Genomic DNA, 14,324 nt, shown 5'->3' on the forward strand with positions numbered 1-14,324 from the left:
GTAAAAAAGCTCGTCAGTTATATAACCGACGAGCTTTTACTTTGCACATTTTGGACAACGACCATATATTTCAAACTTATGACCCGTTACTTCATAACCGGCAAAATCTTTATTCATAAAATCCATTGGGCAGGAAGTAATCTCTTTCGTCCCCCCACAATCCAAACAAATAAAATGATGATGATGTTCCATAATAGAACAAGTAAAACGAAAATGTTTTTCACCATTTAATTCCGTTTGTTCTAAAACACCAATCTCAGCAAAAACTGTTAAATTACGATAAATCGTATCAAAACTAAGCCCTGGATAATCGTCCTTCATATGCTCTAAAACGTCTTTCGCAGTTAAATAACGATTATGTGCTGCAAATAATCTGAGCATCTCTTCTCTTTTTCCAGTATGTTTATATCCTTTTTCTTTCATTAGGCGTAAAGCTTCTGTTAGATTCATACCTATCCCTACTTTATGCAGTTTTTTTCTTCTTCCATAAAATCGCACCGATTAAAATAAGAACTGCTATCATAACAATTGTACCACCTGGCGCTAGATCAAGTTGATACGAAGCAAACATTCCACCAATTACTGCAATTTCACCAAATAAAATGGAAAAGAAAATTGTTTGTTTAAATCCTTTAGCAATACGAATACTTGCTGCAACTGGTAATGTCATTAATGATGATACGAGAAGAACTCCTACTACACGCATTGATACTGCAATGACAAGAGCAACTAATATAATGAAAATAAAGTGAATCCATTTCGCTCTTAAACCAGTTGATACTGCGTACTCCTCATCAAATGATAGTAGAAACAGCTCTTTATATAATAAAATAATTATCGCAACAACAACAATTGCTACAATCCCAATAATAATTAAATCCGTACTTGTTACAGCACTGACACTACCAAATAAATAACTAAATAAGTCTGTGTTAAATCCATTTGCAAGTGAAATGAAAATAACTCCAACCCCCATCCCTGCCGAAAGGATAATTGGAATTGCTAATTCTTGATAGTGCTTATATACAGTTCGTAACTTTTCGATTAGTAGCGCTCCACCAATCGAGAAAATCATCCCCATATATAAGGGGTTTAAAAATCCACCTGTAAAAATGGTTTTTTCAAGTAATAAACTTGCTGCAATACCCGATAACGTCACATGACTTAATGCATCCGCAATAAGAGATAAACGACGAATAACAACAAACACACCAATTAGTGGTGCAACAAGTCCAATTAAAATACCTGCGTATAAAGAATTACGTAAAAAGTCATATTGTAAAAAATCTTGTATCATTATATCCTCCCGTGATGCTCATGTTCGTGTTCTAAACGATGAACATGATGTCCATATAAGACGGACATTTCTGCATCTTCTAACTCTCGGAACTTCTCTACATTTCCATGGAAATGTAGATGTTGGTTTAGGCATGCAACATGTGTTACTTTTTCGGTAACAGCTCCCATATCATGAGTAACAAGAATTAATGTGATCCCGAGCCTTTTGTTTAAATCCTCTAATATTTCGTAAAAACTTTCCACATTTTTCACATCGATTCCAACAGTAGGCTCGTCCAAAATAAGCAATTCAGGATCACTAACGAGCGCACGAGCAATAAATACACGCTGTTGCTGTCCACCAGAAAGCTCTCCAATGTTACGACCTTGAAACTCACTCATCCCTACATCAGCAATTGCTTTTTCTACCTTTTTTTTATCCTCTTTTGTAAAAAAGCGAAAAAGCCCTTTTTTCGAAACAAGTCCCATTGAGACAACTTCAGAAACAGTTGCTGGAAAACCAGAATTGAAACTATTTGCCTTTTGGGATACATAACCAACTTTGTTCCATTCCTTAAACTTCTTACTATCAACGCCAAACACGCGTATGCTTCCTTCTTTTGGCTTTAAAACGCCTAATAAACACTTAAGTAAAGTTGATTTACCTGAACCATTCGGTCCCACTAAACCTAAAAAAGCTCCCTTCGGAACTTGCAAATTAATATTTTCTAACACATTCCGATCTTCATATCGGAATGTTAAACCTTCAATTTCTAATATATTATTCATAGCATCTCACCTATTTTAATTCAGAATGATTCCGATTTATATCTATTTGAATTATAGTACAGCTTATTATAGTTGTAAACCAATCTGCCTAAAATATATCTATTTTTTCAAGAAACCTTACTATTATAACAAAAAGCAGAGAAAAATTCTCTGCTTTCAAAAAATATTCCTATAAACTTTTAGTGAATAGCCGATTTAAACTTACCACCATTTGTCTCTTGCGTGCTCATAATCGTAACAAACGCATTTTCATCAATTTCATGCACAATTGACTTTAATTTCGTCACTTCTAGACGCGTTACAACTGCATAAATAACTTCTTTTTCTTTATCCGTGTAACCACCTTTTGCTACAAGCTTTGTCGTTCCACGGCCAAGACGATGCAAAATCGCGTTTGATACTTCCTCATATTGATCAGATACAATTAAAACCGCCTTCGTTTCATCTAGCCCTTGAATTACTGTATCGATTGTTTTAAATGCGATATAGTACGTCATAACAGAATACATCGCTTGTTCCACACCAAACACAAATGCTGCCCATGCAAAAATAAATAAGTTCACAAACATTACGAATTCACCAACAGAGAACGGTAGTTTCTTCGTTAATAAAATCCCCATAATTTCAGTTCCATCTAACGACCCACCATGACGAATTACAAGTCCTACACCAAGACCTAAAATAAGCCCACCAAACACTGTCGCTAAAATAGGTTCTGTTGTAAATGGTGGCACCGCATGTAACGTTGACTCAATGAAAGCTAACGCTACAATACCAAATGTCGAAGATAACATAAATGTTTTTCCAATTTGCTTATAACCGGAATACATAAATGGGATATTGAGAACAACGACTAAAGTAGAAAAACTTAACCACCAAATGTTAGGAGTAAGATAATCTAATATAAGAGAAATACCAATAATTCCACCATCAATAATTTTATTTGGCATTAAAAATAGTTCAATCGCCACCGCCGCGCATGCTGCTCCAAAAATAATCATAACTAAACGATAAATGAGATGAATAACACTTTCTTTTCGATGTTGCTTTTGCTCCATAAGCCCTCCCTGTACTCTTTTTCTGTAGTTTCGTCCTTATATTATAACATACGCTTCTTTTCCTCATGAAAAAAGAAACTCCATACGAATATGTACAAGCTACATGCTCATATATTTCGATAGAAGAACGTGTGAAGGAGGATAATAAGATGAACCTCATTAAACAAATTGTTAATAAAAAATTAAATCATATTTCTACAAAAGAGTTATTAAAATATAGCAAAGAATACGAAGTTCCTATTACAGCCGCACAAGCTGACCAAATCGTTTTACTTATGAAGGGTAAAAATATTAATATTTACGATAACAACGAGCGACTAGAGCTCTTAAAACAGATCGCAAAAGTAACTTCCCCTGCCACTGCCCAACAAGTAAATACATTATTTCAGCAACTACTAAAATAAGGAGGGGATTTCCCCTCCTTATTGCGCTTTAATTTTTTCAAGAAGCCCTTCATCAAAAGTGCCGTTTTTCAGCATTTCGATTTCCAATTTATATGGTGGCTTCTTATCTTTTTTATCTTCCCCTACATACGGTGTTTCAAGAATTTTTGGTACATGCATTAACTGTGGATGATGTACAATGTGATGCAATGCTTTATACCCAATGTGACCAAATCCAATGTTTTCATGACGGTCTTTTCCTGCTCCGCGTACATTTTTACTATCATTAATATGAAGTACTTGTAAACGATCTATACCAACGATCTTATCAAATTCGTTTAATACGCCGTCAAAGTCATTTACAATATCATATCCTGCATCGTGCGTATGACACGTATCAAAGCATACGGATAGCTTTTCATTATATTTTACACCATCAATAATCTTTGCAATTTCTTCAAAGCTACGACCGCATTCTGTTCCTTTTCCTGCCATCGTCTCTAACGCAATGTTAACCGTCTGTTCTGGCGTTAACACTTCATTAAGCCCTTTAATAATTTGTTGAATACCAGCATCTGCTCCAGCACCAACGTGCGCTCCTGGGTGAAGAACAATTTGTTTCGCTACACCTAATGCCGATGTTCTTTCAATTTCCATGCGAAGAAAGTCTACGCCTAATTGGAATGTTTCTGGCTTCGTCGTATTCCCAACATTAATAATATACGGCGCATGGACGATAATTTCCTCAATTCCGTTCAGCTCCATATGTTTTCTTCCTGCTTCTATGTTCAATTCTTCAATTGGTTTTCTTCGTGTATTTTGCGGTGCACCTGTATAAATCATAAACGTTGTTGCACCGTATGAAACAGCCTCTTCACTTGCTGCTAATAACATTTTCTTACCACTCATAGAAACATGAGATCCAATCTTTAACATACAATCACCTCTTCAATATACAATAGATATAATGATAGCATAATTTGTAGAAATATGTAGTGAATTGTTTGTTCACAAAAGACCCACTACACAAATTCATATGACTATTTAGACAGACTATACTCTTCATTTAAATTAGCGGGATTAAAAAAAGATAAGGGAAACCCCTTATCTTTTTTTATTGCTATATTTTCTCTTCACTTTGTCACGTTCTGTTGCAAGTTTACGTTTATAGTTTGGTTTTACTTTTTTCGGTTTTTTAATAACTTTCGTTGCCATAACATCAAGTTCGTCATTTGGTTTTTTACGGCTCTTACGACGACGACGCTCACCTAAATCTGCCCACTCATCTCCACGTAAATCTACATGTTTAAACTCGATATGACGTTGTTTTTCTAAGCTATCTAACGCTTCTTCGTTTGCTGGATCATAAATCGTCACTGCAATACCAGAATGCCCCGCACGTGCTGTTCTTCCAACGCGGTGAACGAAGAAATCTAAATCTGATGGTAGCTCATAGTTAATAACATGGCTAATTCCTTCAATATCAATACCACGTGCTGCTAAATCAGTCGCAACAATATATTGGAATTCAAGGTCACGAATTTGTTTCATCATTTTTTTACGATCACGTGGTGATAAATCCCCGTGAATTCGTCCAACTTTTAAGCCACGTTCCATTAATCCATCAGCAACTTGGTCTGCCATCTTTTTCGTATTCGTGAAAACAACTGCTAAATACGGTTTAAATTGAAGTAGCATTTTATGCACTAAATCAATTTTATTACGATGTTTAGAAGGCACTAAATAGTGTTCAATGTTTCCAGCTGCAACTTGTTTTGGATTGATATGAATATGCTCTGGATTCTCCATATATTTCTTCAGAAACGGTTTTAGTTTTTGAGGAATTGTTGCAGAGAAAACTAACATTTGCAAGTTTTTAGGCATGCGTGCTGCAATTTTGTCTACATCATGAATGAATCCCATATCAAGCATTAAGTCTGCTTCATCGACAATAATCGTATTTGCTTTATGAACAAATAATGCTTGTTCTTCAACTAAGTCTTTAATACGTCCTGGTGTCCCAACTACGATATGAGGTTGTTTTTTCAATTTCTCAATTGAACGTTGTTTATCAGTTCCACCAATTAAACAACGTGCTGTAATCATTTGGTCTTCCGCACAAAACTTTGTTAATTTCACGATTTCTTCGTAAATTTGTTGTGCTAACTCACGAGTAGGCGCTGTAATAACAAGTTGTACTTCTTCACGACTTGCATTAATTCTGTTTAATGTAGGAAGTAAGTATGCATGTGTTTTCCCAGAACCTGTTTGGGATTGTCCAATTACACTTACACCTTTTTTCACGACTGGGAAAATTTTCTGCTGAATTCCTGTCGGCTCTGTAAAGCGTAGTTCACGAACTGCATCTATTAAAAATGGTTTAAAATCATACTGTGTAAAAGTTTGTTGTGTCATAAGTTACACCTTCTTTCTAAAATTTCTACTGCGCGCACAAATCAGTCAAGTCTACATTATATCGAAATCTACAAGTAAAATCCATCTTTAGTTTAGGTTTTCACTTCAAAAACTAACCTTCTTCCCTTTTATTGCATATTGTATGTGTATATACCTAACTGAAGAAAGGAGGATTTCTCACATGTTTCCGAAATCCCCTACAAGGCAAATGTATCCGAATCCAGGGCAGCAACCTTATACACCATATCCAATTCCACAACTACCACCAATGGCACAAAAAAAGAAAGGTTTTCTTGCTAAGCTTTTTAAAAAACACGATCCAACCGAGCCTTTTATGCAAATGGTTCCACCTTACCGACAAATGGAAGGGCAACCGATGATGCATCAGCAACCACCACCGCCCCAATATCAACAGCAATATCCGCAGCAATACCAACAACAATATCCGCAGCAACATCCACAATATCAACCATACATGCAGCAATATCCTGAGCAAATGATACCGCCTCAAATGTATGAATCAACTGAAACGCGCGGGGGCACAACTACAGCTGCGGCAACAGCAAGCAGTGGCATCGGCAGTTTTTTTTCGAACTTAATTTCAAATCCAACTAATATGATAAATAACATCGAAAAAGTATCCCAAGTCGTTCAATCTGTAGGTCCTGTCGTCGAACAGTACGGTCCTATTATGCGTAGTCTACCAAGCATTGTTAAAATCCTCACCTCTGGAAAAAGCACGGAAGAAAATCAAACGGAAAATGTAACAGAGCCAGTTGAAGTAGAAAGTCCGCCTCCTGCACCTCAAAAAAAGAAACGAAAACGAAAGAAAATAGTGATTGAACCTGTAATAGAAAAAGAGTTACCGAAAGAACCAGTTCAACAAACAGCAACAAAACCAAAACTATATGTGTAACAATCCTTTGTTTTCTATCCACTCCTCCTTTATAATGTAAAAGACTATGCACAAAAGTATCCCTTGTTTAGAAGGAGAGGATTACTCATATGAAAATTGTTAAAATTTCCCCTCGTGGTTATTGCTACGGTGTTGTCGATGCAATGGTAATTGCACGTAACGCCGCATTAGATAAATCATTGCCGAGACCCATTTATATTTTAGGTATGATTGTTCACAATAAACATGTTACAGACGCTTTTGAAGAAGATGGAATCATCACATTAGACGGTCCAAGTCGCTTAGAAATTTTAGATAAAATTGATTCTGGTACTGTTATTTTCACTGCACACGGTGTTTCTCCAGAAGTTAAACAACGCGCAAAAGAAAAAGGTTTAACAACAATCGATGCTACTTGCCCAGATGTTACCAAGACGCATGACCTTATCGAAGCTAAGAAAGCGGAAGGGTATCATGTCATTTATATCGGTAAAAAAAATCATCCAGAGCCAGAAGGCGCAGTTGGTATTGCACCTGACATCGTTCACCTTATCGAAAGAGCCGATGATTTAAAAACATTAGAAATCCCAACAGATAAAATTTTAGTAACAAATCAAACAACGATGAGTCAATGGGATGTTCAACATTTAATGGAGGACATTCAAAAAAAATTCCCAACAGCAGAATTCCATAAAGAAATTTGTTTAGCAACTCAAGTTCGCCAAGAAGCTGTCGCTAAACAAGCTGATGTTGCAGACTTAACAATTGTTGTTGGTGATCCGAAAAGTAACAATTCAAATCGCTTAGCACAAGTATCACAAGAAATCGCGGGTACAAAAGCATATCGAGTTGCTGATGTAAGCGAAATTCAATTAGAGTGGCTACAAGGTGTAGAAAACGTAGCTGTTACAGCAGGTGCTTCTACTCCAACGCCAATTACGAAAGAAGTTATCGCTTTCTTAGAGCAATATAACCCAATGAATCCCGCTACATGGGAAAGAGTTCGAAAAGTACCGTTACAAAAAATATTACCTCGCGTGAAAGTGAAAAAAGAACAATAATAAAAACCGTTGCTTGCATGAGCAACGGTTTTTATTTTTCTTATACAAATATAAATGGATCTGTATGTAACTGCGAAGCATGAATGTGTACATTGAGTTTCTTTGCATCCACTTTTTCTTGTAATTGCTTTTGTACACCTTGTTTCATTACTTTTTCAACATTATGTCCTGGGTCAACTATATTTAAACCGAGCATCATCGCATCATGAGCAATATGATAGTACATGTCACCAGTTACATATACATCTGCTCCTTTAAATTTCGCTTGGTTTATATATTTATTACCATCTCCACCAAGTACAGCTACTTTACGCACTTTATCGTCTAACTTACCGACAACTCTTGCGCCCTTCACGTCTAATGATTGTTTCACATGTTCTGCAAATTGACCAAGCGTCATTTCTTCTTGTAAGTATCCTATTTTTCCTAGGCCTAACGTTTCACCTTTATTATCAAGCGGATACACATCGTATGCTACTTCTTCATAAGGGTGCGCCGTTACCATTGCTTTAATCACTTTCCGCTGTAATGAAGCTGGAATAATCGTTTCGATTCGCACTTCTTCTACACGTTCTAACTGTCCAGTTTCCCCGATATAAGGATTTGTCCCCTCTTGAGGTACAAATGTGCCTGTACCCTCGCTACTAAACGTACAGTGGCTATAATTGCCGATATGACCAGCACCTGCGTCTCCTAATGCATTCCTTACTTCTTCTGCATGAGTGACTGGCACAAACACAACAACTTTTTTCATTTCTTCTGCATATGTCGGTGCCAAAACTTCTGTATTTTGCAATCCTAACGCCTCAGCAAGTAAATCATTTACCCCGCCCTTAGCAACATCCACATTTGTATGCGCTGCATAGATTGCAATATCATTTTTAATACACTTTTCAATAATTTTCCCATACGCCTTATCTGTATGAATCGCTTTTAACGGGTTAAAAATTAAAGGATGATGAGCAATAATGACATTTGCCCCTAATTGAATTGCTTCATCCACAACTTCTTCCGTTACATCTAACGCAATCAATACGTGCCGCACGTGTTTATTAAGCGCTCCAATCTGCAGGCCAATCTTATCTCCTTCCATCGCCAAATGCTTCGGATACATACTTTCAAATAAAGAAATAATTTCATGGCCATTTGGAATTTTACTCATGATAAAACCTCCCCTATCATTTTCATTTTCGCTTCTACTTCCCCACGCTTCGCTTTTGTTTCTTCAGAATCAGCTGCACGTTCTAACTGTTTTAAAATATTTTGGAAGTTTTTTAATTCTCCTTCCCATTTTTCAACGAAGGCTTCACTTTTTTCTGTTATTAAAAATGGTCCCATAAACAATTCAGCTTGTTTATTTTCAGAGTAAGGCGCTGCAACATTTCCTCGCTCCCCTACTAAAATTTCGTAAATTTTCCCATCTTCTTTTACGATTTTTTCATGGATAAGCTCCCAACCATTCTCAATAAACCATTCACGAATATGATGCGCTGCAATATTAGGCTGTAAAATTAAACGTGTTACACCTTCTAATTTTTCTTTACCACTTTCTAAAATGTCACGAATTAACGCTCCGCCCATTCCGGCAACTGTAATTACATCTACTTCTCCTGGTGCGATAACAGCTAATCCATTCCCTTTACGCACATCTACTTTATCTTGTAAACCACTTTCAGCTACAGTTGCTTGCGCAGAGCGAAATGGTCCATCTACGACCTCTCCTGCAACTGCTTTTGTAGCAATATTATTTATAATTGTATAACACGGTAAATACGCATGATCCGATCCAATATCAGCGACTGTAGATCCTACTGGTATTTCACGTACAACTTCTTCTAATCGTTTTGAAAGCTTTACTTCATTCATGTATTTCCATTACTCCTTCTCTTGTCAGTCTGTCTCCATGATAATGAATTTATAGTAGTTGTTGCAAGCCCATAACAACAATTCACTTCTCTATCATTCATCGTATTTTAGAAAATATAGAAAAACAAGCCCTTTGCATAAGCAAAAGGCTTGTCATACGGAACTTTATTTTTTCTTCGATAACCAATCAGCTACTTTAGCGGCTTGATCAGCTGGAACTATATTGGCAGGCATATTGCCTTTTCCTTTCGAAAGAATTTCTTTAATTTCATCCTTTGAAAGTTTCCCACCAATTTTTTGCAAGTTAGGTCCAACTGCCCCTTGTAACTGATCACCATGGCAGCTCGTACAGCTTTGCTTCACAATATCTTCTGGTTTTGATGCCGTTTGTGCTGGCTTCCCGCCATTTTTTGCATCAGCTAACTCTTTAGATTTATTTAGCCCCTGAAATGAAAATACAAACATAACGATAATACCCAATGCTGCAATAAGAGCGAACGGAATCAGCGGATTACGTTTCATATCTCTTCTCCCCCCTCTATACCCCTAAATAGTTAGATGATTCAGTCATTTCCATTGTACTTGAAAACGCTCTATCAGAAAAGAGTAAACTACCACTTGTTAAAAATATTCCATAAATTCAGTTTATTGTTTTTTATTGTCATATCGCTTATTATTTCGATAATTATTAACGTTTCTCATCATATTTTTCGCTTTTCTACATATATTTTTGTATAGAATAAACAAAATTAATCGAAAAATCGAAAAATGAGCATTTGCAAATCAAAAGACAATTCTGTAAAATAAATTACAAGAAATTGTAATCGTTGCCGATAGCTAAATTTTAACAAAAATTAACAAAATAAAAAAGTTTACTTCACAATGGTGAAGTAAACTTAAAAAATAACCTATTCTAAGAAATCCTTAAGACGCTTACTACGGCTTGGATGTCTTAATTTGCGAAGTGCTTTTGCTTCAATTTGACGGATACGCTCTCTCGTTACGCCAAATACTTTCCCAACTTCTTCAAGCGTACGAGTTCGTCCATCATCTAAACCGAAACGAAGACGTAGAACATTTTCTTCACGATCTGTTAGCGTATCTAACACATCTTCTAATTGTTCTTTTAGCAATTCATAGGCTGCATGGTCCGCAGGCGATGTTGCTTCTTGGTCTTCAATAAAGTCACCTAAATGGGAGTCATCTTCTTCACCAATTGGTGTTTCAAGAGAAACTGGCTCCTGTGCAATTTTTAAGATTTCACGTACTTTTTCTGGAGCAAGATCCATTTCTTCACCAATCTCTTCAGGAGACGGTTCACGACCTAAATCTTGTAATAATTGGCGTTGTACACGAATTAACTTGTTAATCGTTTCAACCATATGGACTGGAATACGAATTGTTCGCGCTTGGTCTGCAATGGCACGTGTAATAGCTTGGCGAATCCACCAAGTTGCATACGTACTAAATTTGAAACCTTTACGATAATCGAACTTTTCAACAGCTTTAATTAGACCCATATTACCTTCTTGAATTAAGTCTAAGAAAAGCATACCACGGCCTACATAGCGCTTTGCAATACTTACTACAAGACGTAAGTTTGCTTCTGCAAGACGACGTTTCGCTTCTTCATCGCCTTCTTCAATACGCGTTGCAAGTCGAATTTCTTCTTCTGCAGATAGTAAGTCTACACGACCAATTTCTTTTAAATACATACGAACAGGATCGTTGATTTTAACCCCTGGTGGTACACTTAAATCATTGAGGTCAAACTCTTCTTCTGTTTTTGAAATTTGGCGATTATTAGGGCCTTCTTCGTTGTCATTATCACCAACTAAGTCAATGCCTTGTTCACCTAAATATTCATAGTATTCATCCATTTGATCGGATTCAATTTCAAATCCATTCATGCGTTCTGCAATCTCTTCATATGTAAGAACGCCACGTTTTTTTCCGAGCTCAGTGAGTTGTTCTTTCACTTGCTCAAGGGTCATTTCAGTTTCAATTTGTTTAGAACGAGCTGGTTTGTCAGCCATCTGTTCCCCTCCTTACGCGAGATACAAACATTCATTATACTAAAACTTTATCAAAAAAGCTATTTTCTCGCTTTTTGATTTTGTAAATATGCTACATAATATTTAGCAGCCTCTACAGGATCTGTTTTTTCCATTTGTTTCACTTTAAAGATGATCTCCATCTTTTCAAGTTTTTCCTGATGCCGTCTAAGCGTCTCCAAATGGCCTTGTAACACTTCTTCTGTGTATTCTGGATTAATAAATTCATCCGTCGAAATATCAGTGATAATATTTTTCAACTTTTCATCAGAGAGCCAACTTAAAAATGTTCCGACTGAAGGTTCATTTCCCTTTTCATAATATGCGTATAGTTCATATAAAATCCCTTTATGTTCTTCTGTATGAAAATCTTCTATATGGGATTCCATACGAACAGCTACTTCTGCACTTTGCAACATATGGTAAATAATTTCTCTTTCCGCTCTTTCAAAACCTGTTAACTTCGGTTTTGTTTGAACGACTTGAGACGGTTTAGCAACCTGCTTTATTTGTTTTTGCTGTACCTTTTGTTCTTTGCGATATTGGTGCAATTGATTCAAAAGTGTTTCCATTGAATACGAAAATTCTTGCGATAATGACTTCAAATATGACTCTGCCTGCATCGCATCTTGTAACAACGATAACTCTTTTAAAACACTTTTCACATATTCTTCTTTGCCAGACTCATCTTGCAAATTTTTCCCTAAACGCAAATAATTTATTTTAAAACCAACAAAACTCACACTTGATTTCACAAGATTTTCAAAAGCGGTAGTCCCATATTGTTGCACATATTCATCAGGATCAAGCTTATCTGGCAAGGATGTGACTTTCACTTGGCAACCAACTTTTAGCAATAATTGCCCTGCTTTCATCGTCGCTTCTCGCCCTGCTTTATCACCATCATAGCAAAGAACAACAGTTTCAACGTTACGTCGCAGAAGTTTTGCTTGTTCTTCAGTTAAAGCTGTTCCCATTGTCGCAACAGCTTCTTCCACACCACTTTTTACCGCAGCTAGTACATCGGCATATCCTTCAAAAAGAACCACTTGCCCACGCTTTCTAATAAACGGTCTTGCTTGGTGGAAGTTATACAACAATTTACTTTTGTGAAAAATCGGTGTTTCAGGGCTATTTAAATATTTCGGAGTGTCATCCCCTAACGCCCTTCCACTAAACGCTATCACCTTACCTTGTAACGTATAGATCGGGAACATAACTCTTCCACGGAAGCGATCGTAATGACTACCATCCTTCTCACTTCTTATTAGAAGGCCAGCTTGTTCCATACTAGACAGCGATAAACCTCTTTTTTGTAAAATTTTCGTCGCCGCATCCCAAGCAGGTGATGCATAACCAATTTCAAACTTCTCAATCATCTCTTTCGTAATACCACGGTTTAATAAATATGAAAGTGCTTCATTTCCCTCTTCCGTATTTACTAATAAATGATGATAATACTTTTTCAATAATTCATGAGCTTGTTGCATGATGACAGTGTCATCAGATATGTCTTCTTGTTGTCCTTGTCCTGATGTGTACTCTGCAACCGCAATTCCATTTCTTTCGCCTAGCTTTTGAACAGCCTCGGTAAAAGCCAGTCCTTCCATTTTCATTAGAAAGGAAAATACATTTCCACCTTCTCCACATCCGAAGCAATGAAAAATTTGCTTATCAGATGAAACAGAGAATGAAGGAGAATTCTCACCATGAAATGGACAAAGGCCGAAATAGTTACGCCCCTGTTTTCTAAGTTGAACGTATTCACCAATGACTTCTACAATATCGGATGATGTCCGAATCTGTTCAACAACTTCTTCGGGAATTCTGTTCCCCATAACTCCATCTCCGTGTCGTATTTTGTATTCGATATAAATTAAAAAATTCCTTTATAATTCGACAATATTTTTCTAAACTTGTTAGAAAGTGTTGCCGATTACATTGTATAAACGATTTTGAACCTTTCCTATAGGTCCTTTATCTGCATAAATCGCATATACATACTTGCTATATAAAATTGTATACATTTGCTCATCTGTTACAAATGTATCTCTTAGAAACAATACATATACACCTTTTTCCAAGAAGAGTAGCAAGCCACATATACTGTTTGATCTTGAGATCTGTAACTTTTTCATGTTGATCCATATAACAATCAACTCCATTTTGTTCAGTATCTACAATGATCCAATTGCCTTGCTATTTCCTTAAAGGATGAGCATATGATGCGACAAACAAAATTCCGACATGAAATTCCGCTCCAACTTGCACAATTTCAGCCTTCACGGGATATACATCTACACCAACTAATATGTTGTTGATGTTTTGCATATTTCTGTATTCTACATCCCTTCTGTGAATCCTTCCATAATGTGCGTTTTCTTGTATAGATTTTGTCGATTTAACGTAATTACATGTCTTTTTCGTAAATCCTATCCCTAGTTTATTCTGAAAAATTAAAGTCTAAACGTAAAATATAGGTTTTTATCACAATTTTTTATTATAATATATTTTCTTCAACTACG

16 protein-coding genes are annotated in these 14,324 nt (G+C 36.4%); 3 read left to right on the plus strand and 13 right to left on the minus strand.

The annotated features are described in order from the left end of the window. Positions 1-36: 36 nt before the first annotated feature. The 4 genes from ACTFN4_RS03845 to ACTFN4_RS03860 form a co-directional block, all read right to left on the minus strand. Positions 37-450: a Fur family transcriptional regulator gene (locus ACTFN4_RS03845; protein WP_086403948.1), complete on the minus strand. Its 414-nt coding sequence runs from the start codon at positions 448-450 to the stop codon at positions 37-39. A gap of 13 nt (positions 451-463) precedes the next feature. Further along, a complete protein-coding gene (locus tag ACTFN4_RS03850; protein ID WP_414207829.1) occupies positions 464-1,297 on the minus strand; it encodes a metal ABC transporter permease in 834 nt (277 codons plus the stop codon). After that, positions 1,297-2,067: a metal ABC transporter ATP-binding protein gene (locus tag ACTFN4_RS03855; RefSeq protein ID WP_001059662.1), complete on the minus strand. Its 771-nt coding sequence runs from the start codon at positions 2,065-2,067 to the stop codon at positions 1,297-1,299. The genes ACTFN4_RS03850 and ACTFN4_RS03855 overlap by 1 nt, the downstream gene beginning before the upstream one ends. Before the next feature lie 179 nt (positions 2,068-2,246). Further along, positions 2,247-3,125, minus strand: a complete 879-nt coding sequence (locus tag ACTFN4_RS03860) for a YitT family protein (protein ID WP_000435963.1) — start codon at positions 3,123-3,125, stop codon at positions 2,247-2,249. Positions 3,126-3,274: 149 nt separating this feature from the next. On the opposite strand from ACTFN4_RS03860, the gene ACTFN4_RS03865 reads away from it, so the two are divergent. Beyond that, positions 3,275-3,529 carry a DUF2624 domain-containing protein gene (locus tag ACTFN4_RS03865; RefSeq protein ID WP_001048954.1) on the plus strand — a complete coding sequence of 85 codons (255 nt, stop codon included), beginning with the start codon at positions 3,275-3,277 and terminating at the stop codon, positions 3,527-3,529. A gap of 18 nt (positions 3,530-3,547) precedes the next feature. On the opposite strand, the gene ACTFN4_RS03870 is transcribed toward ACTFN4_RS03865, so the two are convergent. Both ACTFN4_RS03870 and ACTFN4_RS03875 read right to left on the minus strand, forming a co-directional pair. Then, complete coding sequence (locus ACTFN4_RS03870) at positions 3,548-4,444, minus strand: deoxyribonuclease IV (protein WP_000912460.1); 897 nt, start codon at positions 4,442-4,444, stop codon at positions 3,548-3,550. Positions 4,445-4,612: 168 nt separating this feature from the next. Continuing rightward, positions 4,613-5,923 (minus strand): DEAD/DEAH box helicase, encoded by a 1,311-nt coding sequence (locus ACTFN4_RS03875; RefSeq protein WP_000194017.1) that lies wholly within the window; start codon positions 5,921-5,923, stop codon positions 4,613-4,615. Between the two features lie 181 nt (positions 5,924-6,104). Between ACTFN4_RS03875 and ACTFN4_RS03880 the strand changes: the two genes are divergently transcribed. Together ACTFN4_RS03880 and ACTFN4_RS03885 are read left to right on the plus strand one after the other, a co-directional pair. Continuing rightward, positions 6,105-6,839, plus strand: a complete 735-nt coding sequence (locus ACTFN4_RS03880) for a YqfQ family protein (RefSeq protein ID WP_000484167.1) — start codon at positions 6,105-6,107, stop codon at positions 6,837-6,839. Between the two features lie 89 nt (positions 6,840-6,928). Then, positions 6,929-7,879 carry a 4-hydroxy-3-methylbut-2-enyl diphosphate reductase gene (locus ACTFN4_RS03885; RefSeq protein WP_000706662.1) on the plus strand — a complete coding sequence of 317 codons (951 nt, stop codon included), beginning with the start codon at positions 6,929-6,931 and terminating at the stop codon, positions 7,877-7,879. 40 nt (positions 7,880-7,919) lie between these two features. Here ACTFN4_RS03885 and ACTFN4_RS03890 read toward each other — a convergent pair whose 3' ends face one another. From ACTFN4_RS03890 to ACTFN4_RS03920, 7 genes are all read right to left on the minus strand, one after another. Further along, positions 7,920-9,041 (minus strand): Nif3-like dinuclear metal center hexameric protein, encoded by a 1,122-nt coding sequence (locus ACTFN4_RS03890; protein WP_439962087.1) that lies wholly within the window; start codon positions 9,039-9,041, stop codon positions 7,920-7,922. Next, positions 9,038-9,745 carry a tRNA (adenine(22)-N(1))-methyltransferase gene (locus ACTFN4_RS03895; protein WP_001006542.1) on the minus strand — a complete coding sequence of 236 codons (708 nt, stop codon included), beginning with the start codon at positions 9,743-9,745 and terminating at the stop codon, positions 9,038-9,040. Before ACTFN4_RS03895 ends, ACTFN4_RS03890 begins: the two co-directional genes overlap by 4 nt. 165 nt (positions 9,746-9,910) lie before the next feature. Then, positions 9,911-10,267, minus strand: a complete 357-nt coding sequence (gene cccA / locus ACTFN4_RS03900) for a cytochrome c550 (protein ID WP_000828141.1) — start codon at positions 10,265-10,267, stop codon at positions 9,911-9,913. 386 nt (positions 10,268-10,653) lie between these two features. Continuing rightward, positions 10,654-11,781 (minus strand): RNA polymerase sigma factor RpoD, encoded by a 1,128-nt coding sequence (gene rpoD, locus ACTFN4_RS03905; RefSeq protein WP_000764065.1) that lies wholly within the window; start codon positions 11,779-11,781, stop codon positions 10,654-10,656. A gap of 59 nt (positions 11,782-11,840) precedes the next feature. Next, the gene (gene dnaG / locus ACTFN4_RS03910) at positions 11,841-13,637 is read right to left on the minus strand and encodes a DNA primase (RefSeq protein ID WP_000528221.1); all 1,797 of its coding nucleotides are present in this window, start codon (positions 13,635-13,637) and stop codon (positions 11,841-11,843) included. An 81-nt stretch (positions 13,638-13,718) separates the two neighbouring features. Continuing rightward, positions 13,719-13,862 (minus strand): hypothetical protein, encoded by a 144-nt coding sequence (locus ACTFN4_RS03915; protein ID WP_000479733.1) that lies wholly within the window; start codon positions 13,860-13,862, stop codon positions 13,719-13,721. Between the two features lie 136 nt (positions 13,863-13,998). Then, positions 13,999-14,130 (minus strand): hypothetical protein, encoded by a 132-nt coding sequence (locus ACTFN4_RS03920; RefSeq protein WP_002024806.1) that lies wholly within the window; start codon positions 14,128-14,130, stop codon positions 13,999-14,001. Positions 14,131-14,324: the final 194 nt, after the last annotated feature.

The sequence above is a fragment of the Bacillus cereus group sp. MYBK95-2 genome (assembly GCF_051915225.1).
GTDB classification, from domain to species: Bacteria; Bacillota; Bacilli; order Bacillales; family Bacillaceae_G; genus Bacillus_A; species Bacillus_A cereus.